We start from the raw sequence: 22,934 nt of genomic DNA, 5'->3' as shown, positions 1-22,934 counted from the left end.
AATGACTCAAATTGAAAAAATACGACTTTTAAAACTTTTATACCAGTACCGAGCCATGGGATTTGAATTCTTCCAAGAGTATAGACCACTCTCTTTGAGCAAACAGCCCACCCTCTCGAACAACTTAGAAGAGCTTAAAAGTAGCGTTGCAGGGTGTCATCTCTGTGCCCTTGCTAAAAGTCGTAAAAATGTCATTTTTGGCGCAGGAAATCTGCACGCCAAGGTGATGTTCATCGGGGATAGTCCTGGTGTCAGTGAAGATGAAACAGGCACACTGTTCACAGGAAAAAGTGGTGAACTGCTAGCAAAGATGATCGAAAATGTCTTGTTGATTCCTAAAGAAGAGGTCTATGTGACCACGATTTTAAAGTGTAAAACACCTGACAATCGCGTTCCGACACCCGAAGAAGTTGCGTGTTGCAAACCTTATCTGATGCAACAGATCCAAACCATTCGACCCAAAATTATTGTCGCCCTTGGATCGACCAGTTTTCATCATCTCACAGGAGAATATGATACACCTATTGATAAAATAAGAGGATCGGTGCTCAATTTTGGTGAAGCCAAATTGATCCCAACGTTCCATCCCAGTTTTTTACTGCGAAACCCCAGTAGCAAAAAAGAGGTTTTTGCAGATATGTTAAAAATAAGGAGCATGTTATGAAACTTTGGTTGCCCCTCACCCTCAGTTTATTTCTTTTTGCAGGTTGTACCGCCACAAACCAAGCACCTGTACCCTACAAACCAACAACGTACAATATCTCTTCCAACGCAAAAAAAGGCGTAGCAATCAATCAAAAAAGCACCGCAACCTATCCAGGTTCTGAAATACCCCCATCGGAAACCTTACCGCCTTCTGCTCCCATTGTGATTGACTCAACGATTAGCTCCACAACACTTGCCATGGCGACACCCACACCGAGTACCAGCGTTGAGCCGACATCCGATCAACCTTTTGAGCCTGTCATCGCAGCACCAATGCCAAAACCACTTAATGATGATAGCACGATGATTAAGATCGCTGTTTTAGTACCTCAAAAAACCATTAAAAAATATGCGATTACCTCTGTAAACTCCGTTATTTCTTATCTTTTGTATAAAAACTACTACTTTGATCTGAACGTCTTTAACTCAGGCGATGAAAAAGAAGAGTCGATCGCCAAAGCGCTTTCTGACATTCAAGCAGGCGGATACCACTACATCATTGCACCTGTCACTGCCGAAGGCGCCAATATTATCGCCAGTCGTGTCACAGATACCCTTGTTTTTATCCCCACACTGCACAGCTCCAATGTGCGAAGTTCTGGGGCTAACATTATTTTTGGTGGGATTGATTATGACCAGCAAATCGCCCTTTTGGCAGGAAAAGCCAATGAGAGAGTCGGCACCTTTGAAGATGGCAGTGGTCTGAGTTACCAACTCAATGCTTTAGTGAAGAAGAACAGCAATCGCGTTGTGTATGAAAAACGCGTAGAGAGCCCCAAAGCGAATTTTAGGCAGATGTTTAAAGGCAATGGCTCCCTCAATAACGCATCGCTTTATCTCAATACACAGCTCGTAACCTCAAGCCTCATTGCATCGCAACTTCGCTCCAATGACATTCATCCTTACATGCTTCTTTCAACCCAAGTCAATTACAATCCACTGCTTTTAACACTGACGCAGTATGAAGATCGTGATCAAATGTACATCGCCAACTCCATACAAAAAGCACCCGCAGCTCTCGAAGAGATCAACACGATGTTTGGACATGACATCGTCTATGACTGGGTCAATTACTCAACGTCCATTGGCGCTGATTATCTGTGTCAGCAGTTTTTCAATGGAACCATTCAACGCACATTCAAAGAAACCATCACCGGCAACCAAGTGGTCTATAACACCTCACTCTACCAACCCGGTCGCAATGAGTTTATTCGCGGAAATTAAATGAAAAATTCTCTAAAAAAGGCTTTTGTCTCTTCATCAATTTTGCATGGCTTCCCCTCTTTAACATACGCAAGAGTGGAAGTCATTGCAAAGAGTTTGACCTCCTCTCTCCATACCTCTTGTTGCAAAATAAGCGAAGCATTTTTCAGGAGTAACAGCTTGGTTTTCACTTCGATCACATCACCCAATTTTGCCGACTTTATAAAATCCGCTTCAAGATGCGTCACCACAAAATGCCCACCATTCACAGCAGGACTTTTCCCTTTTTCATAAAAAAGATCGCTCCTCGCGCGCTCGCAAAATTTCAGGTAATTGGCATGGTACACCACACCACCTGCATCGGTATCGTCGTAATAGATTCGTGTTTTCAACTTCTTTCTCCTTTTTCATCGCTCATTAGGCGTTGATACTCCTTTTCCATCACAACATCGAATGTCGACTCTATGCGGTCTAAAAAGACTTTTCCGACCAGATGGTCATGCTCATGCTGAAAAATCCGCGCAACAAAATCGCGATACATGACGGTATGTTCATTGCCTTCTCTGTCGGTATACGAAACCTCAATTTCACGGTAACGTGGCACTTGTGCTCTGATGCCTGGCAGACTCAAACACCCTTCCCAATCTTTGAGCATCGATGACGAATGAGAGATGATCTTCGGATTGATGAGTGCCGTGGGCTCCATCATCGGCGCATGCGGATAGCGCTCGTTTGGATAGGAGGCAATGATGATGATCGCTTGAGAGCAATTTACCTGAGGGGCTGCAATTCCGACACCTTTTGACTCTTTACATGTAAAGATCATATCGTCAATCAGACTTTGAATATCCGCGGCATGAACATCGCTTACTTTTTCCGCAACGCTTCGTATCACATCCGATCCAAGTTGGTAAATTTCACGAAGATTTGCCATAATCGCTTCTTCCTTAGTATTGAAAATTGGGAGTAATTTAGCATAGTCACACTTTAAAGAGCGTTATTTTAAGCAACAAGACCATTCACATGTGTTAGAGTTTTAGAAAATTATTCCAAAGGTAAAACACCATGCGCACGCTCCTCAAAGCTTTTTTGGTAGTATTTCTTGGTATGTCAGCACTGCATGCGAGCTTTTTAGAAGAAGAGAGTGCCAAAGCACTTCGCGAAAAAAAGCTGATTCTTGTCAACATTGTACGGGATGACTGCCCTTATTGTCGCCGAATGCAACGCGAAATTTTCAACAATGCAACCTACAAAAAACAGATAGACCAAAAGTTCGTTTTCGTCTCCATCGACCAAGATGATCCCGCACTCCCTCAAGATTTGCACACAAAATACGTCCCTGCCAACGCCATCCTCTCGCCATCGCGCCACACCATCATCGAAGGCTACACAGGCTATATGGACCCAGCCTCATTTATGAATATTTTGGAGAAAGCCTATAAGGCAGAGTTCAAATAAAGTGACGCTCAAAGGTGAAATAAAGTACAATATCGCACATCAATAAAAACCTAAAAGGCAAGCCTTGAAAAAGATATTTCACCTCCAAGTTGAGAATAAAAATAGTGACCGACTCGTAGAGTCCATCAAACATGAAATCCGAAAATACATCAAACGTGAACGCGCTAAAAAAACACCTGAAGGATTCCATTTCTGGGATTTTGACTGCAAATTCGGCGAAACCAGTGAAAACGCACAAGCCATTCACCAAGCCGATCTTGGCGAAGAAATAGACAAAGCACACAGCGCAAAATGGAGCGAATGCTACGTTGAGATCATCGCCAAACCTGCCAAAAAACCTGTCACTGCTACTAAGGGTGAAGAGACAAAATAAGCTTTACATGTAAAGTGCAAAGCTTGGCTTTTGGCTTTACATGTAAACTACTTTCCTTCAATTTTCTCCATTTCTCTTTTTACAATTTGCACAATATATTTGACATTTATGCCTTAATATTATAAAATGACTAAAATATTAGTCAAGGAATTGTTATGGATTTAAAAGAGTTTGGAGCGCACATGGCACAACTTCGTAAAGAGAAAAAAGTGTCGCAAGAACAACTCTCTCGTGATCTTAGTATCTCACGAGCCACCATCAGCTCCCTTGAAAATGGCACAAGCTCCGATGTTGGCATCAAAAAAATACTCCAAATACTTGACTACTTAGGTTATGAGCTTACATGTAAAGAGAAATCGCCCTTCCCTACGTTTGAGGAGTTAAGAGATGAAAGATAGTTTACATGTAAAGGTTTCTACTGAAAAAGTGGGAAGCATACTTCTTGAAAATAACGAATACATCTTTGACTACACAACCGACAATCAAAATGCTTTTGTATCGCTTAGTATGCCTGTGAGATCCAAAAGTTATGCGAACCCCAAACTCCACCCAATCTTTGAGATGCACTTGCCTGAGGGGTATCTGCTTTCCATCATCAAAAAACATTTCTCAAAAATAACCAAAACCGATGACTTCGGACTGCTTCAGCTCATGGCACACAGCATTAGAGGCAGACTTACATACGAAGCTGAAACCACGCAAGAAGAAGCAACCCTCAGTTTGGATGCACTCTTGCATCCTAAAAGTGAAATGCTCTTTGATGAACTTGTAACCCGTTTTGCACTGGGCTCTCCTATCAGTGGTGTACAGCCCAAAGTCTTAGCCAAAGTGCGCGACAAAGTAACTTTACCACTACAAGAGTACATCGTCAAGTCATGGGGAGATGAGTACCCACACTTAGCACTTAACGAATTTTACTGCATGAAAGTCGTAAAATGTGCAGGCATAGAAGTCCCTGAGTTTTACCTCTCCGATGACAACAAGCTCTTCATCATGAAACGTTTTGACATCAAAGACGATGGAAGCTATCTAGGCTTTGAAGATATGTGTGTTCTTCAAGCACGTCAAGCCGATGAAAAATACGAAGGCTCTTACGAATATGTTGCCAAAAGCATCAAAACCTTTGTCTCGCCCAAACACAAGAAAAAGGCTTTACGAGACTTTTTCAAGATGATGGTCATTAACACACTCGTGCAAAATGGTGATGCGCACCTCAAAAACTTTGGCGTGCTCTATGAAAACATCCACAACATCTGGCTTGCACCTGCGTACGATGTCGTCTGCACCACACTATACATCCAAAAAGACATCCCAGCTTTGCATCTTTTGGGAAGTAAAAAATGGTGGAGCAAAGCATTTCTACTCCGTTTTGGCAAAGAGAGTTGTGAGCTAAGTCCTAATGAAACTCTAGTACTTTACGATGAATGTGTCGAATCTTTACGCATCACTACTCATGAAGTCAAAGAACGCATTGAGATAGAAAATGATTTACATGTAAAAGCATTTTTGAACAGTTTGGTTGAAGTGTTTAAAAGGGGAGCGTTAGAAAATCTGTGTCAATCTGGTAGTATTTCAAATACAAAAGGATTGAACGATGGAATTTCAGATAGACACAGAGGCAATATTACAACAGATTCGTGAGGGCAAAGCCCTTGGTGGAAAAGATGGAGCACTTGCTCCACTAATCAAGCAACTGACAGAAGCAGCGCTCCAAGCAGAGATAGAATCACATCTCACACAAGATTTAGCAAAAAACCGTAAAAATGGTACTAGCTCTAAAACAATGAAGAGTGAAGTAGGCAGTTTTGAACTGGATGTCCCCCGAGATCGAGCAGGTACATTTGAGCCCCAAATCGTAAAGAAGAATCAGACCTATATGTCGGATCAAATTGAGCAAAAGATACTCTCACTGTATGCTCTTGGAAACAGTTATAGTCAAATAGCAGACCATATTGAAGAGATATACGGTGTCGGCTTCTCTAAAGCCACCATAAGCGCTGTAACGGATAAAATCCTACCTATGTTACAAGAGTGGCGCGTTCGTCCCTTGGAAGAACTCTATCCCTTTATCTTCTTAGATGCCATTCACTATAAAGTCAAAGATGAAGGACGTTATATCTCTAAAGCATTTTACACCGTTCTTGGTGTTAAAACGGATGGTAAAAAAGAAGTGTTAGGGCTTTACTTAGGTGAAAGTGAAGGAGCAAAGTTTTGGTTGCAAGTACTCACCGATCTGCAAAATCGTGGCGTTAAAGATATACTGATTGCCTCAGTCGATGGACTCAAAGGATTCCCTGAAGCGATTACTTCCGTTTTTCCCGACACAGAGGTACAACTCTGCATTGTCCATCAAATACGTAATTCCCTCAGATTTATAGGTTCTTCCAATCAAAAACAATTTGCCAGTGAACTCAAATCTGTTTATCAAGCTTTCAGTAAAGAAGAGGCTGAAAATGAACTGGATAAACTAGAAGAAAAATGGGGTAAAAAGTATCCTATTGTGTTTCAATCTTGGCGTAACAAATGGGATAATCTCTCACTGTACTTTCAGTATCCTGAAGATATTAGACGGGTTATTTATACCACTAATATCATTGAATCGGTACATCGCCAGTTTAGAACATTGACAAAGACCAAAGGTGCTTTTCCTAATGATGATAGTTTACTCAAACTTCTTTTTATGGGTATTAAAAATGCAGAGAAAAAATGGACAATGCCTATACGAAACTGGAGTCTAACCCTCTCACAACTCTCGATTTATTTCGAGGGCAGACTCAATCACGCTTTAAATTTATGATACAATTTTAGGAGCTACTGGATGCTGACACAGAATTTTGAACACTCCCTTCCATATAGGTTTTTAGCATATTTATTTATATTGATTATGTGCTCACTGGTTTTAATAGTATTTTTTTGTTTTATTGTTATACCATTTATTTTTATTTCAAACTCTTCAATCAAAATATTATCGGTTATAAAATCTAATAATAATCTTTCAAAATCATCTTCTTTAAACTCCATTGCTTTAACAAGTGATTCATAATTAAGTATAATTTGTGTTCCCGACTCTACTGTATAATCTTCATCTTGTGAAAAAGATATATACTCACTCTCCTGTTCTAAATCAATACGATACATATATTTATCACCATGATATTTTGTCATAACTTTAACATGGGAAGAGAGCATAAAACAAGATAAAAAACCTATGCCAAAATTTCCAATGGGATTGTAAGTATGTTCATAGTTTAAAAAATCTGATGATTTATAGTAAGATTTTCCTACATTGAGAAAATATTTTTTGATGATATTTTCATTCATACCCATTCCATTATCTTTGACAATAACTTGATTTTTATCTTTAAAAATATTTATCTCTATCGTAGGTTTATAATCACTCTGTAGCTTCTCTTTTTTTACCATACATGCATCTATGGAGTTTTGCAAAAGTTCTCTCAAACCTAACGCTTTACTCCCATATACAGACTCACCCATGAGCAACTTTGTTACTGCTTTATAGTCCATATTTAATTTTAAATCAGGAATAGTATAACCAATAGGTTGAATGTTGTTCTGAACTTTTGTGTTGAGATGCAATCTATATTTTTCTTGCATATCTGCTGTTTTCTCCACTGCAAGTCTTAACTCATTTTCAATCCATTCAATATAGTTTAAAAGTTTTCTGTGTACTTTAATATCTTTAACATTACCATCAAGTCTGACTATTTTTAAATCATTTTTTACAAATATCTTTTTTGTGTTTTCAATAGTAAGATTTTTCAACCACTCTTCGTTACTATATTCGTTTAAGTCCATACTCTTATAAAGTTCAAGTGGTGTTCTAGTAGAGTCAATATCTAGTATATCTGCTACTCGCAAAAGTATTGCTATAAATTGAGGGTTGTACGAATACTCTCCTTTTAAACTATCTACATGTAATTTACTTAAATACCGTTCCCTTTCTGTATGACTTTGACAAATCAAACCTAAATCTTGAGCAAAAGATATTGATGTATTTGGAAGTAGAAAATACTCTTTATATTTGTTCGTAACCAAATCATTGGCTATCTTTCCATGCTGAGTTCGGATTACCTCTTGAAGTGCCAATTCTTCATTGGTAGAATTCTTTTTTATTTGTTCAAAACTTTGGCTGTATAAATACTTAGATGTACTATCTTTAATCTTTGAAATTTCGTCATCACCAAGAGACATTCCAATATCGTGAAAAAGTGATGCATAAATCATTAAAGCAAGTTCTAGTTGGTTAAAATCATCAATGTTAGATTGTATCAATTCATACATTGTATTCATAATATTTATAGAGTGGTTAATGTCATGGTTTGTATAGTTTGGAAAGTTAATAGTAGTTTTTTTATTGATTAATTCTTCAATTAGATTTGAGGTTTCTAAGACTTTCGAAGCAAATTGTGTATCTTTATTTTTTAACTTTTCAAATAACTTTACACTTTCTATACTATTCATTTTGATTCCATAATATTTATTTATTATTAAATTATAACTAAACATTTTTTAAACTTGATTACCCAATTAATACTTTTTCTCTACAGAGATTTATCAAAATAGAGGAGTATCCGAGAGCTAGACGTCTAAAAATCTTTACATGTAAATCTACGGATACGAAACCAACACCTTCTCTATCGCCTCTTTCAGTTCGCTACTCAAATTATCCATCTTATTGACCATCCACACAAGATAGTTACGATCAAGCTCTAAAACTTCAAGCGGGGTTTTGCCTGCGTATTTGCCAAAGCCGATGGTTAGGGTCACGCTCTCTTTGGTGCTCTCTAGCGCGTGGAGTATGGAGGCTTTCATGTCCTCGTCGAGTCCGTTGGAACTTAGCATATAGTGGAGGTCTTGGCGGTCGCTCTTTGCGATATCGACGAACTTTTTGCCTCTGTTCTTGCCGTAGGGAATGTGGCTGAGGATGATGGGCTCGGAGCAGAGCAGGATCATTTTTGGCATAGAATGATCTTCGCACAGTCGCTCAAAGAGGTGTTTGAGTACGATGACATCGCCTAGTGCGTCGTGTGCTTTGATGGTGATGTTAAGCTTTTTGGCGATGCCCTCTTCTTCTTTGTAGAGTCCCCATTGGTAGCGTTTAAATTGCAAGCTAAACGAGCCATCGTTGGGGTAAAGAGCACGCAAAACACGGAAGGTGTCGATGAGATTCATCTGCGAGGTAAAGCCCTCTTTGGCGAGCATTCCAAGGTCAAACGCGGCATTTTGAATAACGAGGATGTTGGAAACTGCGTTCAGCTCACACAGTCTTTTATACGCTTTGGTTTGCACGCACGCGGGCTCACCTTCAAGCATTTCAGGCGTGATGTGGTGGATCGCCATCGCTTCGTAAGAGATAGGAAGGGGTGGCATGCTCAGATCGTTATAAACCTCTTCGATCTCAAACTCCTCATTTAAGACTAAAAAACTAAGCTGGCAGATGCGATCTTTCTCTAACATTCCCGTTGTTTCGGTATCTAAAACAATAATTTTCATAGCGTGCCTTCATCTCATTTGTACCTCATTGTACGTCAAACTAGCTTTTAAATGTTTTACATGTAAAGAAAATTCATACTCCATTCATTTTGATCATTTAAAATTGTCATCAAAATATAACACAAAAGGAATTCGATTGATTTCACTTTTCTTTAAAGCGCTGAATCGCAACCGCTTTAAAACGTTTCTCATTTATACGAGCATCACTGTTGCGATCATGGCGATCTTTATGATCACCTCGATTTCACGCGGCATCATCGGCATGTACTCCACGATGCTCAAAACCGAGGGCGACATTATCGTCACGCAAGCCAAAATCGCCGATACCTTTTTCAGCGATGTCAACGCGTCTCTTGCCGATAAAATCAAAATGATTGCAGGGGTGAAAGAGGTCTACGCGCTTATCCTAGGCGCTTCGCCGATTAACGAACTTCCCATCGCTGCGATTTACGGGGTAAGTGAAAACCGCTTTAAAACCTATGCGCTCACTGAGGGCACTTACCCAAAAAAGGGTGAAGTCATCCTTGGTAAAAACATCAATGCACGTCTGCATGCGCCTAAATCCGTCTCGATCTCCAATAAAACGTTCGCCGTTTCTGGCATCTTTGAAAACGGTATTGGCTTTGAAGATGGTGGAGCGGTTTTGAACCGTGAAGATGCGAGTGCCATTTTCAACAAAGAGGCGTCCATCTTGCTGGTGAGCATGGAGCGAGGTGATGAAGCAAACGCGATGATAGAGCACATCAACGCGCTTAGCTCTGACATTGAAGCAAAAACCACGCATGAATTTGTGGACAATTACAATCAATTTAAGATCATTGAAACCTCTTCCAATGTCATCAGCGCGGTGGCGTTTTTGATGGGACTTCTTGGAATTGCGAGTCTTATCAGCATCACGATTAACGAACGTCGCAGCGAGTTTGGCATTTTAAGAGCCATCGGTAAGTCGTCCAATTTCATCATAACGATGGTGGTTGGTGAGACATTTGTCATCACCTGCGTTGGCTTTATCTCGGCTCTTCTTTTCTCCAAAGCACTTCTGTTTATGATCGCGCACATTGAGAAGTTTCAAGGCTATGTGAACGGTGAGCTTAGCTTCGAGACGATTGTTACTGTCTTTGGTTTCTCCCTTTTCATGGCGCTTTTAGGCGCACTGCTTCCAGCGTATAGCGCTTCAAAGATCGATCCGATCATCCTCATTCAAAGGGGTGCATTATGATACTCGAAGCACGTGGCATTACGCACTACTACAAACACGATCTTGCTTTAGACAACGTTGATTTTACGGCAAAGAAAGGTGAATTTATCGCCATTGTTGGAGAAAGCGGCGGTGGTAAATCAACCCTGCTTTCCATTCTCTCCTCACTGCTTCGTCCTACCCTTGGCGAACTCTTCTTTGAGGGCAAAGCCTACGCACAGATCAAAGACATCGACGCATTTCGTCAAAAAGAGATTGGGTTTATCTTTCAGTTTCACTACCTCATCGGGTATTTAACGGTTTTGGAAAACATTAAACTTGCCGCCATCGACAAAAAAAGCCCCTACATCGACACGCTTTTTGAGCAATGTGGTATCGAAGCGATCAAAGACAAATACCCTGATGAGATTTCAGGCGGACAACGTCAACGTGCCGCCATCGTGAGGGCTCTTGTGAACGCACCCAAAATCATCTTCGCCGATGAGCCCACAGGCAACTTAGACTCACACAATTCGCAAAATATCTATGAGCTATTCAAATCGCTCTCCCAAAGTGGCACGACCATTATCATCGCGACGCACGACCGCAATGTATCGGCGTATACAGACAAAATTATCGAGGTAACAGATGGAAAAATTCTCTAGTTTTATACAAAAAGCCTTTGCGATAGGCTCACTCTTTTTCGTGCTTGGCTTAGCCTTTGGATTTGAGTATTCGCTCAACCTTTTGGGCTACTTTCTACCCTCTTCCACACTCTCAGCGGTCAATGCTCGAAGTGCGCATGTCTCGTTGATGCTCTATGGTTTTGTGCCATTGATGCTCTCATTTTTGCCGTTTGTTTTGATGGAAAAAGAGAACGTCCACAGTGAAAAAGGGCTTGAAAAGCTCAAAATCTACTTTACCCTTTGGTGCATCTTTTTGGTCTTTATGACTATCAGCCTTCTTTTAGGTGTGCACCGTGGACTCGTTTTTTACGACTTTGCGTATGAGCTCAACTTCATTCTTGCTTTTTCGGGTGTTTTTTACATCTTAGCACTCTATGACTACATCAAAGCGTACAAGGTCATTCCCTTGTGGATCAAAGTCTCTTTATACCTTGTTATCGCCTCACCCATTGCACTTTTGGTGCTGATGAACCCTGTCATCGGGCAAGTGGAGAAAACCATTGTCGGTCCTCATGGAGACAATACACTTGGAATGAGTTTTACCCTGATTCCTATTTTTTACCTTCTTATCAAACTGCATGCCAAAGAGACGTTTGTTGCGAAGTATCACGCAATGTGGATTATTCCATTGGTTGGCTACATTGCTTCGGTTGCGCACCGCATTTTTATCGGTGATCTTAGCTACAATCAAGAGTGGTTTTTTCAGTACCTAACGCTTTGTTTTGTGCCTTTGCTTATCAAATGGCTGAGAGATGCTAACATCACCTTTAAGAACAACCCATTTTTGACCATCTCGGTCTACTCGTTTTTGTTTGTGGACATCGAGGGAAACATCTTGTTTATCCCTTCCATTCGCTGGTTATTTCACCGCAATGACCTGATCGTTGCACACGCACATATCGCCATGGGTGTGGGCATCTTTTTTATGGCGATGGCAGTCGTTTCGCCTTACCTTAAAAAACTTAACCAGCTTTCATTTAGCTTTTTTTACACACTTGGTTTTACGCTGATGCTTATCGCACTTTCGATGGCAGGACTAATGGAAGCGGGCTTTATTCAAGCAGATATTCATCTTTTATGGACGATTCGAATGCTCTGTGGACTCTTCATTATCCTCGTAACGACAGGCTTTTTCTACCCACAACTTGGGCTCAATGTTGAGAAACTGGATTCTCTTAGACTCTATCATCTCACAGGTTTTCTCTCTGATGCACTGGGTGGCATCTTTTTGTTTGCCTTTGCCGCGACGCTCTACCCACTTTTAGGATTTGGCTTTGAAGGGAAGTACGAATATATCGTCTTTGCGTTTATGACAACGACAGGCATTTTGCATCTTTTTGGTTTGCTTCAGCCCTTATATGCGCCTATGCTCGCCAAAATAAGCGCGTTTAATCGCATCGTCGTCTCTGCTATGTTTTTATCGCTTTATCTTTCACACCAGTTGGGTGTTGAAGCGATGCTTATCGCTGTGTATGACCTTGTTTTTGCCTCTGTATATATTATGTTTGCATCAAAATTTGAAAGGAGACTTTATGTTTAATGCCCTTTTTACACTCTTTGTTGCGAGTGAGTTTTGCTACTACTTGCTCATCGCACAAACAGGGATTATTGAAGTGTTTCACTCTGACATCCAAGCCTTCTTTACCCTTCCATTAGGCGGTGTTCTGGGAAGTTTGCTGGTGTACCGTTCGTTTGGCTGGCTCAATACCGACCAGAAAAAAATTATCTTTTTTGTGGGGCTTCAAGCGCTCTGCTCACTCTTTTACCCTTCGTTAAACCTTGTGGTTTTGGGCGCTCTTGGCGTCAGTTTGGGTATGAGCGCACCGCTTTTGATTAAATTTACCAAAGGTCGCTACACTGAAATTGCCATAGCCCTTGGTATAACCTACGCACTTGCGACGGCACTCTTTACGTATGAACCCATTTTACGGGGCAATCTTGCCATTGCGCTCTCTTTAATTGCCTTTACATGTAGCTTTTTTATCCACCGTTTGCCAGATCTTGAGCAAGAGATTGCGCTTGAGCGACTAAGCATTTACGCGGTTTTATCGATGTCCATTTGGGCGTATTTGGATTCCAATCTGTTTGAAACGCTCTCACGCACGAGCGACATCTCCATCTGGAGAGCAGAGACGTGGCACATCATCTTAGTCTTTCACTTGGTAGGAATGGGCTCAGCCTATCTGCTTCGTGACACGCTAAGGGAGCATCACTCGTTTATCATCGTGCTTTTATTTGCGCTCAGTTACATGCTCTACGCGGCACGTGAAGCGGTGCTGTTAAGTATGATCTATCCGTTTGTGATCTCGTACTACAACTTTGTCATTCTCAAACGACTCTCAAAGCTTGGCAATTTAAGATTGCTTGGTGTTATCATGGTATTTACCGGTTGGATCGCAGGAGGAGGTGGGCTCCTTAGCGCGCTTGGCGGCTACACCTATGTTGGCGTTATCTTTATCTGCGTCCTTTTGTGCGCAGAAATCTATAGCTTTATCTATCAAACTTCTCAAAAAAGGATTAACAATGTTTAGTAAAATCGCTCTCTCTTTGCTTACCGCATCCCTACTTTGTGGTGCCGCTTATGCCAAAGAGCTTAGTTTTAAAGAGGGCTTCATTGGCGCTCAAACGGAAATATTTGGTGATAGCAATATCGCGCCTAAAAGCACGCATGTCGTTACAAAACTTACCATGGATGACGCCGTAGAATCCCTCAAAGGTGACATCTCCATCGATCTTTTAACGCTCAAAAGTGAGAATGGATCGCGCGATGAGAGCATGTATGAGACGTTACATGTAAAAGAACATCCAAGCACGGTTTTCAAACTCAAAGAGGTCAGTAAAGAGGCAGATGGCTACCATCTTATCGGTGCTCTCACCCTCAATAAACAGACCAAAGAGATCAATACTAAAGCCGACATTACCGATCAAAGTGATCTTGTTAAACTCAAAGGAAACTTTAGCATCAAGATGAGTGAATTTGGCATCGAGCCTCCGACCCTTCTTTTTTTAAGCGTGCGTGATGAAGTCGTTATCTCTTATGATCTTGCTTTGGCAAAAAATTAAAAACAGCATGCTGTTTGAAAAAGCGTATGCGAGGGTGAATTTTAAAAGTTTGAGGGTTGACATCAAAAACCTACCCTCCTCTTTTGAAAACTTTACCATCGTGCATCTGAGCGATTTACATGTAAACGCTAAAACGCCCTTGTATGCGCTTGAAGAGTTGGTCGATAAAATCAATGAACTGGAGATCGACATGGTTGCACTCACAGGCGATCTGTTCGATACCAATCCTGCACGCATACGTGCCCAACTTGAGCGCCTAAGTCACATCAAACACCCTGTCTATTTTGTCAGTGGCAACCACGATCTTTTGTTTACATGTAAAGAGTTGGCACGTGAAATTGAGATGCTTGGATTTACGCTTTTAGACAACCGTTTCATTACCCTCAAACGTGGTGATGAAGCACTTCAACTGGTCGGGCTAAGCGATGCGTTTAGTCGCTATTTTGGCATCAAACGAGATCCAAAGAAGCTGTTTAGTGAGCTGGATGCGAAGATTCCTTCCATCTTACTCGCCCATCAGCCTAAAGATATTCGTTTGACACAGACGTTTGCTATCGATTTGCAACTGAGCGGTCATACGCATGGTGGGCAAATTTATCCGTTTGGGTACATCGTGAGGCTTTTTCAGCCCTACCTTCAAGGCTTACATGTAAAGAACAAAACGCAGATATGTGTGACGACGGGGTATGGCAGTTGGGGCTTTGATTTTCGGTTTCGGACGCCTAGCGAAGTGGTCATCTTAAAACTGACAAAGGGAGAACATGCTGAGCATTAAAGTGAAATTGCTTTTATGGTTTTTAGCGATTCAAACACTGATTTTAGCAGGGTTTAACTATGCCCTCTATATCAATGTGGAACACACATTACATGAAAGAACCTATGTAACGCTAGAAGCGCATGAAGCCATCGAGCATTTTCTTGGGACATTGTGGTTACTGAACCCGTTTATTTTGATTTTTTCGAGTATGGGAGGTTATGTTTTGATTCACAAATACTTTCAACCCATTCAAGCCATGCTTCATGAGATCAAAGCGATTACGCCCAAAGACCTCTCCAAGCGCATCGAGCAAAGACCTTTTAATGATGAAATCAACCATCTTGCCCTTGCGTTTAATGAGGTGTTAGACCGCCTTGAAAAAGCGTTTCGAGGGGTCAAAGAGTTTAACACAAATGCCTCGCATGAACTGCGAACACCTCTCACCATCATGAGAGGTGAGATCGAAGTAGCCCTGCGAAAACAGCGCCCCAATGACGAATACCGTGCGATTTTACAGACCCAACTGGAGGAGATTATGATTCTTCAAAAAATGATTGAAGAGCTCCTTTTTCAAGCAGAAACCCATACCATGGAAACGATTTACATGTAACACTTTACTCTTTGGTCAACTCACGAATGAGCTCATACTCATTTTTGCGAAACGCCTCAAGTAAGCTAGCGATCTCATCGGTTGGCACGCCCATTTGACTCAGCGCCTCCGAGCCTGTGCGAATGCTACTTTCCAACGTCTCGGCAATGACCCAACTCGCACCAGCGGCAAGCATTTTATCCATTGCTTTGATGTCAAGGGCGCGTGCCAAAATCTTAATGTGCGGATAGTTCTCTTTGATGTGCTTCACGACTTTGATCGCATTGAGACTATGGTCGATGGAGACAATGATCATCGAAGCTTGATCGAGTTTGATGGTACTCAGCAGTTTGAGATCGGTAATGTCGCCAAAAAAGACGGGTAAGCCCTCTTTTCGCCCCAAGGCAACTTCGTGTGTGTTGATGTCAAACACGATAAAAGGAATCGAACTGCTTTTAAGCATCCGCGCAATCACTTTTCCCGTACTTCCAAAACCTGCGATCACTACTTTTTGTTCCATACTCGCATTTTCAGTGTTAAAGTAGGAAAACTGAGAGACTTTCGCCAAGCGATTCGCCAGTGAACACCCAAACGAGTAGAGTGCAGGCGTGAGAAGCATACTGATGGAAATAACGCCGATGCCTATCACAAAAAGCTGATCGTCGATGATGCTAAGCGCCTTTGCCGCACCAAAGAGAACAAAGCCAAACTCACCACTTTGGTTGAGCAAAAAGGCAAGTTTAATCGCACCACTTTTCGTGGCACCAAACGCAAGCATCAAGGCAAAAATAACCAAAGCTTTCAGCACTAAAATCGCCACAACATGCCCACTAAAAACCCAAGGATCGCTCATAATCGCTTTAAAGTCTATCGACATACCCACAGCAATGAAGAAAAGACTCATCAAGATACCTTTAAACGGCTCAAGGCTTGATTCGATCTGAAAACTATAGCGTGATGTGGAAAGAAACATGCCCATCAAAAAAGCGCCCAATGCCATCGAAAGCCCTGCATGATCCATGAGGTACGCAGAGAGCACCACGCTCAGCATCGTTACCAGTAAAAAAGCGTCTTTGTTGCGTTGTTTAGCCACTTTATCCAGTGCTTTAGGAATGATGTAACGCCCAAACACAATCAAAAGTGCCACCATCGCGACAACGTTGATGCACGACTCAAGCCAAGAAGTTTCTGAAGTTTGCGGTTGGGGTGAGAGCAGTGGAAGCATCGCCAAAAGAGGAACAACCGCTAAGTCTTGAAGGAGCAAAATTGCAAACGCATTTTTACCGTGTTCCGTGTTGAGCTTACCTTTTTCTTGCAAAATCTGCATAACAAATGCGGTCGAAGAGAGTGCTAGGGTAAAGCCTAAAAGCATAGCAACCCCTAAACTTTCCACAAAAAAATTCATGTAAAATCCAAGCACAAGACCAGAGACAATGACTTGAAGCGAACCCAAGCCAAAAACCTCTTTGCGCATCGACCAGAGCTTTGCAGGTTGCATTTCCAGCCCAATCACAAAGAGCAAGAGCACCACACCAAACTCCGTAAAATGGCGCATAGACTCCACTTCGCTCGTCACAATAGGTCCTGGTGTATGAGGCCCTACGATAATTCCAGCGATCAGCAATCCCAAGATGTAGCCAAGTCCCATATGCTTGGAAATGGTCACCATAATCGCAGTGACCGCTAAAAGAACCAGTGACGAAAGAAGAAAAAAGTCCATTCACACCCCTTTACATGTAAAGATTTACAGAATAATTTCTTGGTTAATATTGAGCCCAAAACCGGCAAGCCCTACATAATCTTTACGTGACGTAATCGAAATCAAATCAATATTTTCAATGCCCAGTTTTTGAAGAATCTGCGCCCCAATGCCAAACTCTCTCAGCTCTGGGTTGGTGGTGTATTCGCTGTCGACAAAGATGAAAACGCCATTGTGTGTTTTAAGATACTCAATCGCTTTTAAAATGCCTTGGTATTTTTTCTCATGCGCCAAAAGCTCGTTGTCGGGTAAAATATGGTGAAACTTCACTGCACTGGTTTTGCCGATCTCGCCAAACGCATAAACGATGTGATGGTTCCCTTCATGATCAACCATGTCGATCTTGCGTGTATGCGCTCCAAAAAATTCGACATTGGATGAAAACACTTCACGCACCAAGGACTCAGACTGCATACGGTACGCGACGATGTCCGAGATATAGACGATGTTAATGCCATGTTTTTTGCAAAAAATATCCAAATCATCGCGACGCGCCATGTGCCCATCTTCTTTCATCACTTCACAGATCACTGAAACCTCACGAAGCCCTGCTAAACGACAAAGATCAACCGAACCCTCTGTATGCCCTGTGCGAACCAACGTTCCACCTTTACGGGCTATTAGCGGGAAGATATGCCCTGGTTTGACAAGCTCGGAAGGTTGGCTGAGCGCATCGGCAAGGATTTTGATCGTGATGTCACGCTCATACGCTGAAATACCCGTAGAACAGACACGCGCATCCACAGAAACCGTAAAGGCTGTTTCATGCTGTGAGTCGTTGTTTTTCACCATCGGATTCAACTCAAGACGCTTAGCGATCTCTTCGTTTAATGAAACACAGATCAAACCTTTGGCTTCCGAAGCCATAAAGTTAACTTTTTCAGGAGTAGAGAACGTTGCGGCGTAAACAAGGTCTCCCTCATTTTCTCGGTCCTCATCATCGACCATCATTACCATCTTGCCATGCTTGATATCTTCTATCGCTTGTTTGACTCTTTGAATAGGCATTTTCGCTCCAAAACTAATTTTAAATGATTATAGTAAATTACCCTTGACAAACAAATTAAAAATGACTATAATTTCACCTCAATTAACGACTTGGTTGAATATCGCCAAGCGCTGAGATAAGCTGGTTTCGCTCCAGTTATCAGGGTTCACTTCCCTTTGATTTATAATATCGCGGGATAGAGCAGTTGGTAGCTCGTCGGGCTCATAACCCGAAGGTCGCTGGTTCAAGTCCGGCTCCCGCAACCAGTTTTTAAAATGATGTTCTTCTTGGGGATTCGCCAAGCGGTAAGGCACCACGTTTTGGTCGTGGTATTCATAGGTTCGAATCCTATATCCCCATCCACCCTTTTTTCTTCGAATCAAACTTTTCAAACACTTTCAACACTCGCAAAGATCTTATCAATCACTTGTTTACTCGTTTCAGGTTTTATCGTAACGTATTTCTCTGTCGTTGCTACGTTCGTATGACCAAGAGTATGACTTATTTTTTCAATCGGTAACTCTAAAATATTGATCGAATACGTACCTATTAGATGGCGTATGTCATGAAGTCTAATTTTGGGAAGATCATTGGACTCTAAAAACCGCTCCCATGCTTTTTTCAAATAGGAATATTTTGTACGTGTTTCAGGATTTACGAACACATAACCTCTTGGAAAGCGTGTATTCTGATTAATACACTCATGCAGATAATGGAACATAAGACGATCATAGAGAATATCAGTCATTTTATAGCTCATATTTTTACGTGCCTTGTTGATCATTGCAGGGATTTTATAGAGCCTTTGATCAAAGTCCACCATATCCCAAGTAAGATTTAAGACCTCTCCTTTTCTTCGACCATGGAACAAAAATAGGAAAATATCTCGCATCATTGGTTCACGATACGTCAACGCAGATTTAACGAATTCGACCTGAACCTCTTTAGAATATTCAAAATCTCTTTTATTATCGAATTGTGGGAGCTCTGCATACTGGCAAGGATTAGCCATTACAATCTCATGTTTTTCTGCATAACGATACAAGGTAGAAAGACCACTAATGATATTTTTAACTGTTTTTGGTTTTAACCCTACTCCCAAAAGATCATTGACAAATTTTTGAATATGAATGTATTTAACCTCTCCCATTTCCATTTCACCCAAAGAAGGCAAGATTCGATTTTTGAAAAAAGCTCTTTTTGTTAACACCGTCTTTTCGGATTGAATGGGTACAGTTAACTCAAAAAATTCATCATAGAAGTTTTGAAGTGTCATTTATGCACCTATTTGTTGTTGATCAGTCACAGCAAATTTATTTTTATTTCTTTGGGCTCGTTTACGGCATGAATAGTCATAATAACCACCTCGATGGGTCACAATACGACCACAACCACATACACAGATTTTTTCATCCAGATCAGTCACAGCTTTTGCTAATACTCGACCGATTGAAAGAGGTACACCATTACCAACTGCACGTTTTTTACCTTGCACGTTAAAACTTTTTAAGTCGAAGTCATCTTCTAAGCCTTGCAATCTGCAAAGCTCTCTAAAGGAACGGCTATCATTAGCTAAGGCACATGATTCTAATTTCTGTGATTGATCAGTCACATTTTTTCTTTCAATTTGTAAGTATTTATTCTCTTTATGACCGAATTGAATATGACGCAGCCGAGTCACATTTTCATACCAAGATTGGTTAATGTCAATTCGTTGATGAGAATATCCGTCTATTTTAACGTTAGGTACACCTGCAACATTTTCTAAAAGAAACCAGGAGGGGTCACACTCTAAAACTATCCTTTTAAATTCCAAAAGCATTTCATAACCGTATAAATCTTTTAATACAGGGCGGTCACGTTTGAGAGGAGAAAAATCAGGGCAAGGAGTTCCACCGATAACGCCATAAATTTTCCCTTTTATACCTTTGAATAAACGAATATCATGATGATTGCCCAGAATGATGTCACCTTCACTGACAACGCAGAAACCTGCTTCTTTGAATGCACGATCTAGTAAGCCGATGCCTGAACATAGGGAAAGAATTAATTGCATTTTATGCTCCAAAGCCATAGATTGTTGATTGCTTAAAAACTTTTTGAGGTACTAACTCTTTTATAATTCGAACAAAATACCCACGTTCAAGAGATTTTAGGAGATCTCGTTTTATTTTACGTGCAGTTGAAAGCCTTGAAAAATCACCTTTTTTTTCAGATGGAAACTTTTTTATAATAATTCAGACAATAAATCAAAATTTTTATACACATTGATAAATCAGATTTTTCAGTAATTAGTTGTTATAATACAGAACTACAAATAAGCTATAAACATTAATTTTTCACTGATTCAAGTAATTCAAAAAGGAAATTTGCTTTTTGTGATAATTTCGTTAAAATGAGCTTAGTTTATATTATAAAAAGGGTTATCTATGACAACAATATACATTGACTCTGATGACAAAAGTAAAATTCAAGAATTCTTGGATTTAGCAATGAAAAAATTTCATTTCAAAGTAGAAATATCACAAAATAGTGTAAATAATTTTAGAAAACATCAAGCAATTTCAAGTGATTTAGATGAACTCCTTAGAAGTGCGAAATCTAAAAATACTACTAAGGCTCAAAAACTAAAAAATGCAATGGAAGGACTTCATAGCTTACTTGACCCATCTAAAATGAATTTAGGTATTAACCAAGCTAAAGAAGAATATTTTAGTAGTAAGGCTAATTAAAAGCATGAATGCAAAAATCTATATTGATACTAATATTTTTTTAGATTCTATTTTAAATAGAGACAATGGAATTGCAAAAAGTGTTCTATTTTTTCTTAGTGAAAAAAATTTTGAAATTATTCTCAATGACATATCAATAGTTAATATACATTATTTTGCTAGAAAAGGAATTGAGCCTAAAAAACTCAAAGAATATATTAATACTTTTTTAGATGAATATACAATTGTATCAGTAAATGAAAAAATATTAAGAGATGCTATAAACTCTGATTTTAAAGATTTTGAAGATGCTGTTCAGTATTTTTGTGCAAAGGAAAAGAAAGCAAGGCTTATTATTACAAATGATAAAAAAGGCTTTCAAAACTCTGATATTGATACTATCTCTTCATCAGATTTCTACAATCAATATATTCAATAATTTTAGAGCCATGCAAAGCTCTTTTTTTACTTTACATGGATTTCACTATGCCAAATAAAAGCCTCTATTCAAAAGAAGAAATAACTCTTTTTAAAACCTTAGAAGATAGTATTGATACGAACGATTATCAGCCTATGAATGACTTGAAACTCCAAGGGAAAAAGGCTTTTTTACAAAAAGTTGCTAACGCTACTATCAAGAAAAAGCAAATAAAGTCTCGATCTAAATTCACAAATCTTTAATAAATTTAACAAAGGCTTTTAAATTAGTTCTTGACAATTTTTTCTATCTTTACTATTGAATGTCAAGCGAAGCGCAGAAGTCGTCAGTTTTTAATGTAAAAAAGTTGCGAATTGAAACTTAAACCACCTCTGAATTTTGACTGCTTTGGTTTGAAGATTTAGCTTCAAACTTATAAATTTCTGAGTGTTGTATCCCCATCCACCGTTCTTTCTTCAATCAAAGCATCATTCATCCTTTAAACTTCCAGAAACTTTTTCAACATACAAACATTTAAAGTATTTTCTATTAAAATCATGTTAGTTTCAATCAAAAGAGTTGGATAAAAAAGATGAATACCTCGACCCATTCATTACTAACAATGGAGCAAGTCCTTAAAGTCTATGAAGGTTTTCACAAAAAAAATCCTACATTTGGCATGGATGTTCTAGCAGACAATTTTTCTCCTAAAGATATTGTTATGTTGCATAATGATATTCAAGGGAAAAAAGGTTTTCCGATACGGTTTGATTTTTTTGCATTATTTTTATGCCTTGATGGGAAAGCTAAAAACAGTGTTAATCAATATACATTTGACATTTCTAAAAGCTCTCTGCAATTAATTCTCCCCGGTTCCATCTTTTCGTTTGAGACGTATGCTGAAAAATCAGAATACTATATCCTCCTGTTCAATAAAAACGTTCTATTCTCACATCAACATGACAATAAAGCTATTCAAGACCTTATAACCTTTCATGAACACAGTATCAATCCTATACTGCTTCCTTCCAATATGTTCACACAAGTAAAAACATTGTATGAACATATTCATCTTGAAACGAAAAGTGAAAATAGCGATTATAAGGAGATGGTTAGACTCTACATCTTAGAAATGCTCTATATTTTAAAGCGTGGCAAACTACTCAACCAACACGTAAACGTACAAGCGCATACAAGAGCTGAGCAGATTACTAGCCATTATTTAGAACTCATTGAAAAACACTTTATAACCCAAAAAAGTGTCAAAGGGTATGCCGATATGCTCAATATTACCTCTAAGCATTTAAGTGAAACGGTCAAAGTAACAACACAAAAAAGCGCACTTTACTTTATACATGTACGAATCATTAAAGAGATGGTTTATCTTCTGACGTATACAGATTACAGCATCAAGCAGATAACATCTACACTCAACTTCAATACCCAAACCACCTGTTCTCGCTTTTTTCGACAATACTACAAAATGAGCCTAAAACAATACAGACTTAATATAAAACTTTAGATAATTCCGTA

Annotated in this window: 26 protein-coding genes and 2 tRNA genes; 20 read left to right on the top strand and 8 right to left on the bottom strand. The window is 39.9% G+C overall.

Annotated elements, in window-relative coordinates; genetic code table 11:
• The first annotated feature begins 1 nt into the window (after window position 1).
• Window positions 2-664: a uracil-DNA glycosylase gene (locus tag SHALO_RS06005; RefSeq protein WP_069477794.1), complete on the top strand. Its 663-nt coding sequence runs from the start codon at window positions 2-4 to the stop codon at window positions 662-664.
• Entirely contained in the window at window positions 661-1,929 is a 1,269-nt protein-coding gene (locus tag SHALO_RS06000; RefSeq protein WP_069477793.1) for a hypothetical protein, read from the top strand. Before SHALO_RS06005 ends, SHALO_RS06000 begins: the two co-directional genes overlap by 4 nt.
• Here the strand turns inward: SHALO_RS06000 and SHALO_RS05995 are convergent.
• Together SHALO_RS05995 and def are read right to left on the bottom strand one after the other, a co-directional pair.
• A complete protein-coding gene (locus SHALO_RS05995) occupies window positions 1,926-2,300 on the bottom strand; it encodes a YbgC/FadM family acyl-CoA thioesterase (RefSeq protein WP_069477792.1) in 375 nt (124 codons plus the stop codon). The genes SHALO_RS06000 and SHALO_RS05995 overlap by 4 nt on opposite strands.
• Window positions 2,297-2,842, bottom strand: a complete 546-nt coding sequence (def, locus tag SHALO_RS05990; protein WP_069477791.1) for a peptide deformylase — start codon at window positions 2,840-2,842, stop codon at window positions 2,297-2,299. The genes SHALO_RS05995 and def overlap by 4 nt, the downstream gene beginning before the upstream one ends.
• 131 nt (window positions 2,843-2,973) lie before the next feature.
• Between def and SHALO_RS05985 the strand changes: the two genes are divergently transcribed.
• The 5 genes from SHALO_RS05985 to SHALO_RS05965 all read left to right on the top strand — a co-directional run bounded on the left by SHALO_RS05985 (window position 2,974) and on the right by SHALO_RS05965 (window position 6,536).
• Complete coding sequence (locus SHALO_RS05985) at window positions 2,974-3,366, top strand: thioredoxin family protein (protein ID WP_069477790.1); 393 nt, start codon at window positions 2,974-2,976, stop codon at window positions 3,364-3,366.
• 64 nt (window positions 3,367-3,430) lie between these two features.
• Window positions 3,431-3,739, top strand: coding sequence for a DUF6172 family protein (locus SHALO_RS05980; RefSeq protein ID WP_069477789.1), 309 nt, complete (start codon window positions 3,431-3,433; stop codon window positions 3,737-3,739).
• Between the two features lie 155 nt (window positions 3,740-3,894).
• Window positions 3,895-4,137: a helix-turn-helix domain-containing protein gene (locus SHALO_RS05975; RefSeq protein WP_069477788.1), complete on the top strand. Its 243-nt coding sequence runs from the start codon at window positions 3,895-3,897 to the stop codon at window positions 4,135-4,137.
• Entirely contained in the window at window positions 4,127-5,380 is a 1,254-nt protein-coding gene (locus tag SHALO_RS05970; protein ID WP_084010766.1) for a type II toxin-antitoxin system HipA family toxin, read from the top strand. The genes SHALO_RS05975 and SHALO_RS05970 overlap by 11 nt, the downstream gene beginning before the upstream one ends.
• Window positions 5,334-6,536, top strand: a complete 1,203-nt coding sequence (locus SHALO_RS05965) for an IS256 family transposase (RefSeq protein ID WP_069477787.1) — start codon at window positions 5,334-5,336, stop codon at window positions 6,534-6,536. The genes SHALO_RS05970 and SHALO_RS05965 overlap by 47 nt, the downstream gene beginning before the upstream one ends.
• A gap of 14 nt (window positions 6,537-6,550) precedes the next feature.
• Here the strand turns inward: SHALO_RS05965 and SHALO_RS05960 are convergent, their stop codons facing one another.
• Entirely contained in the window at window positions 6,551-8,221 is a 1,671-nt protein-coding gene (locus SHALO_RS05960) for an HD domain-containing protein (RefSeq protein WP_069477786.1), read from the bottom strand.
• 147 nt (window positions 8,222-8,368) lie between these two features.
• Window positions 8,369-9,253 carry a 3'-5' exonuclease gene (locus tag SHALO_RS05955; protein WP_069477785.1) on the bottom strand — a complete coding sequence of 295 codons (885 nt, stop codon included), beginning with the start codon at window positions 9,251-9,253 and terminating at the stop codon, window positions 8,369-8,371.
• 136 nt (window positions 9,254-9,389) lie between these two features.
• Between SHALO_RS05955 and SHALO_RS05950 the strand changes: the two genes are divergently transcribed.
• From SHALO_RS05950 to SHALO_RS05920, 7 genes are read left to right on the top strand one after another with little or no spacing between them, the layout of a single operon-like run.
• Window positions 9,390-10,472, top strand: coding sequence for an ABC transporter permease (locus SHALO_RS05950; RefSeq protein ID WP_069477784.1), 1,083 nt, complete (start codon window positions 9,390-9,392; stop codon window positions 10,470-10,472).
• A complete protein-coding gene (locus SHALO_RS05945) occupies window positions 10,469-11,095 on the top strand; it encodes an ABC transporter ATP-binding protein (RefSeq protein WP_238585300.1) in 627 nt (208 codons plus the stop codon). The genes SHALO_RS05950 and SHALO_RS05945 overlap by 4 nt, the downstream gene beginning before the upstream one ends.
• Entirely contained in the window at window positions 11,079-12,656 is a 1,578-nt protein-coding gene (locus SHALO_RS05940) for a cbb3-type cytochrome c oxidase subunit I (protein WP_069477783.1), read from the top strand. The genes SHALO_RS05945 and SHALO_RS05940 overlap by 17 nt, the downstream gene beginning before the upstream one ends.
• Window positions 12,649-13,647: a hypothetical protein gene (locus SHALO_RS05935; protein WP_025344334.1), complete on the top strand. Its 999-nt coding sequence runs from the start codon at window positions 12,649-12,651 to the stop codon at window positions 13,645-13,647. The genes SHALO_RS05940 and SHALO_RS05935 overlap by 8 nt, the downstream gene beginning before the upstream one ends.
• The gene (locus SHALO_RS05930) at window positions 13,640-14,179 is read left to right on the top strand and encodes a YceI family protein (protein ID WP_069477782.1); all 540 of its coding nucleotides are present in this window, start codon (window positions 13,640-13,642) and stop codon (window positions 14,177-14,179) included. Before SHALO_RS05935 ends, SHALO_RS05930 begins: the two co-directional genes overlap by 8 nt.
• Window positions 14,136-14,954 carry a metallophosphoesterase gene (locus tag SHALO_RS05925; protein WP_084010760.1) on the top strand — a complete coding sequence of 273 codons (819 nt, stop codon included), beginning with the start codon at window positions 14,136-14,138 and terminating at the stop codon, window positions 14,952-14,954. The genes SHALO_RS05930 and SHALO_RS05925 overlap by 44 nt, the downstream gene beginning before the upstream one ends.
• Entirely contained in the window at window positions 14,941-15,546 is a 606-nt protein-coding gene (locus SHALO_RS05920) for a histidine kinase dimerization/phospho-acceptor domain-containing protein (RefSeq protein WP_069477781.1), read from the top strand. The genes SHALO_RS05925 and SHALO_RS05920 overlap by 14 nt, the downstream gene beginning before the upstream one ends.
• Before the next feature lie 4 nt (window positions 15,547-15,550).
• Here SHALO_RS05920 and SHALO_RS05915 read toward each other — a convergent pair whose 3' ends face one another.
• Window positions 15,551-17,245 (bottom strand): monovalent cation:proton antiporter-2 (CPA2) family protein, encoded by a 1,695-nt coding sequence (locus SHALO_RS05915; protein WP_069477780.1) that lies wholly within the window; start codon window positions 17,243-17,245, stop codon window positions 15,551-15,553.
• A gap of 24 nt (window positions 17,246-17,269) precedes the next feature.
• Window positions 17,270-18,292: a bifunctional 3,4-dihydroxy-2-butanone 4-phosphate synthase/GTP cyclohydrolase II gene (locus SHALO_RS05910; protein ID WP_069477779.1), complete on the bottom strand. Its 1,023-nt coding sequence runs from the start codon at window positions 18,290-18,292 to the stop codon at window positions 17,270-17,272.
• Window positions 18,293-18,462: 170 nt separating this feature from the next.
• Between SHALO_RS05910 and SHALO_RS05905 the strand changes: the two genes are divergently transcribed.
• Both SHALO_RS05905 and SHALO_RS05900 read left to right on the top strand, forming a co-directional pair.
• Window positions 18,463-18,538, top strand: a tRNA-Met gene (locus SHALO_RS05905).
• A 22-nt stretch (window positions 18,539-18,560) separates the two neighbouring features.
• A tRNA-Gln gene (locus SHALO_RS05900) sits at window positions 18,561-18,635 on the top strand.
• A 25-nt stretch (window positions 18,636-18,660) separates the two neighbouring features.
• Here the strand turns inward: SHALO_RS05900 and SHALO_RS05895 are convergent.
• Window positions 18,661-19,548: a tyrosine-type recombinase/integrase gene (locus tag SHALO_RS05895; RefSeq protein ID WP_069477778.1), complete on the bottom strand. Its 888-nt coding sequence runs from the start codon at window positions 19,546-19,548 to the stop codon at window positions 18,661-18,663.
• Window positions 19,549-20,328, bottom strand: a complete 780-nt coding sequence (locus tag SHALO_RS05890) for a DNA cytosine methyltransferase (RefSeq protein ID WP_069477777.1) — start codon at window positions 20,326-20,328, stop codon at window positions 19,549-19,551.
• 373 nt (window positions 20,329-20,701) lie between these two features.
• On the opposite strand from SHALO_RS05890, the gene SHALO_RS05885 reads away from it, so the two are divergent.
• From SHALO_RS05885 to SHALO_RS05870, 4 genes are all read left to right on the top strand, one after another.
• The gene (locus SHALO_RS05885) at window positions 20,702-21,004 is read left to right on the top strand and encodes a hypothetical protein (RefSeq protein WP_069477776.1); all 303 of its coding nucleotides are present in this window, start codon (window positions 20,702-20,704) and stop codon (window positions 21,002-21,004) included.
• 4 nt (window positions 21,005-21,008) lie between these two features.
• Complete coding sequence (locus tag SHALO_RS05880) at window positions 21,009-21,422, top strand: type II toxin-antitoxin system VapC family toxin (protein ID WP_069477775.1); 414 nt, start codon at window positions 21,009-21,011, stop codon at window positions 21,420-21,422.
• Between the two features lie 47 nt (window positions 21,423-21,469).
• Window positions 21,470-21,664 (top strand): hypothetical protein, encoded by a 195-nt coding sequence (locus tag SHALO_RS05875; RefSeq protein ID WP_069477774.1) that lies wholly within the window; start codon window positions 21,470-21,472, stop codon window positions 21,662-21,664.
• A 329-nt stretch (window positions 21,665-21,993) separates the two neighbouring features.
• Window positions 21,994-22,923 (top strand): helix-turn-helix domain-containing protein, encoded by a 930-nt coding sequence (locus tag SHALO_RS05870; protein ID WP_084010756.1) that lies wholly within the window; start codon window positions 21,994-21,996, stop codon window positions 22,921-22,923.
• Window positions 22,924-22,934 lie beyond the last annotated feature (11 nt).

Source organism: Sulfurospirillum halorespirans DSM 13726 (genome assembly GCF_001723605.1).
Classification (GTDB): domain Bacteria; phylum Campylobacterota; class Campylobacteria; order Campylobacterales; family Sulfurospirillaceae; genus Sulfurospirillum; species Sulfurospirillum halorespirans.
This window is presented reverse-complemented; position numbering and strand designations above follow the sequence as displayed.

What these genes read in the sequence shown, in the direction of transcription:
- SHALO_RS05965 (WP_069477787.1), top strand. Translation starts at nt 5,334, where the DNA reads ATGGAATTTCAGATAGACACAGAGGCAATATTACAACAGATTCGTGAG.
- SHALO_RS05875 (WP_069477774.1), top strand. Translation starts at nt 21,470, where the DNA reads ATGCCAAATAAAAGCCTCTATTCAAAAGAAGAAATAACTCTTTTTAAA.
- SHALO_RS05910 (WP_069477779.1), bottom strand. Translation starts at nt 18,292, where the DNA reads ATGCCTATTCAAAGAGTCAAACAAGCGATAGAAGATATCAAGCATGGC.
- SHALO_RS05945 (WP_238585300.1), top strand. Translation starts at nt 10,469, where the DNA reads ATGATACTCGAAGCACGTGGCATTACGCACTACTACAAACACGATCTT.
- SHALO_RS05915 (WP_069477780.1), bottom strand. Translation starts at nt 17,245, where the DNA reads ATGGACTTTTTTCTTCTTTCGTCACTGGTTCTTTTAGCGGTCACTGCG.
- SHALO_RS05885 (WP_069477776.1), top strand. Translation starts at nt 20,702, where the DNA reads ATGACAACAATATACATTGACTCTGATGACAAAAGTAAAATTCAAGAA.
- SHALO_RS05920 (WP_069477781.1), top strand. Translation starts at nt 14,941, where the DNA reads ATGCTGAGCATTAAAGTGAAATTGCTTTTATGGTTTTTAGCGATTCAA.
- SHALO_RS05970 (WP_084010766.1), top strand. Translation starts at nt 4,127, where the DNA reads ATGAAAGATAGTTTACATGTAAAGGTTTCTACTGAAAAAGTGGGAAGC.
- SHALO_RS05955 (WP_069477785.1), bottom strand. Translation starts at nt 9,253, where the DNA reads ATGAAAATTATTGTTTTAGATACCGAAACAACGGGAATGTTAGAGAAA.
- SHALO_RS05930 (WP_069477782.1), top strand. Translation starts at nt 13,640, where the DNA reads ATGTTTAGTAAAATCGCTCTCTCTTTGCTTACCGCATCCCTACTTTGT.
- SHALO_RS05935 (WP_025344334.1), top strand. Translation starts at nt 12,649, where the DNA reads ATGTTTAATGCCCTTTTTACACTCTTTGTTGCGAGTGAGTTTTGCTAC.
- SHALO_RS05940 (WP_069477783.1), top strand. Translation starts at nt 11,079, where the DNA reads ATGGAAAAATTCTCTAGTTTTATACAAAAAGCCTTTGCGATAGGCTCA.
- SHALO_RS05880 (WP_069477775.1), top strand. Translation starts at nt 21,009, where the DNA reads ATGAATGCAAAAATCTATATTGATACTAATATTTTTTTAGATTCTATT.
- SHALO_RS05895 (WP_069477778.1), bottom strand. Translation starts at nt 19,548, where the DNA reads ATGACACTTCAAAACTTCTATGATGAATTTTTTGAGTTAACTGTACCC.
- def (WP_069477791.1), bottom strand. Translation starts at nt 2,842, where the DNA reads ATGGCAAATCTTCGTGAAATTTACCAACTTGGATCGGATGTGATACGA.
- SHALO_RS05960 (WP_069477786.1), bottom strand. Translation starts at nt 8,221, where the DNA reads ATGAATAGTATAGAAAGTGTAAAGTTATTTGAAAAGTTAAAAAATAAA.
- SHALO_RS05870 (WP_084010756.1), top strand. Translation starts at nt 21,994, where the DNA reads ATGAATACCTCGACCCATTCATTACTAACAATGGAGCAAGTCCTTAAA.
- SHALO_RS06005 (WP_069477794.1), top strand. Translation starts at nt 2, where the DNA reads ATGACTCAAATTGAAAAAATACGACTTTTAAAACTTTTATACCAGTAC.
- SHALO_RS05890 (WP_069477777.1), bottom strand. Translation starts at nt 20,328, where the DNA reads ATGCAATTAATTCTTTCCCTATGTTCAGGCATCGGCTTACTAGATCGT.
- SHALO_RS05985 (WP_069477790.1), top strand. Translation starts at nt 2,974, where the DNA reads ATGCGCACGCTCCTCAAAGCTTTTTTGGTAGTATTTCTTGGTATGTCA.
- SHALO_RS06000 (WP_069477793.1), top strand. Translation starts at nt 661, where the DNA reads ATGAAACTTTGGTTGCCCCTCACCCTCAGTTTATTTCTTTTTGCAGGT.
- SHALO_RS05925 (WP_084010760.1), top strand. Translation starts at nt 14,136, where the DNA reads ATGAAGTCGTTATCTCTTATGATCTTGCTTTGGCAAAAAATTAAAAAC.
- SHALO_RS05975 (WP_069477788.1), top strand. Translation starts at nt 3,895, where the DNA reads ATGGATTTAAAAGAGTTTGGAGCGCACATGGCACAACTTCGTAAAGAG.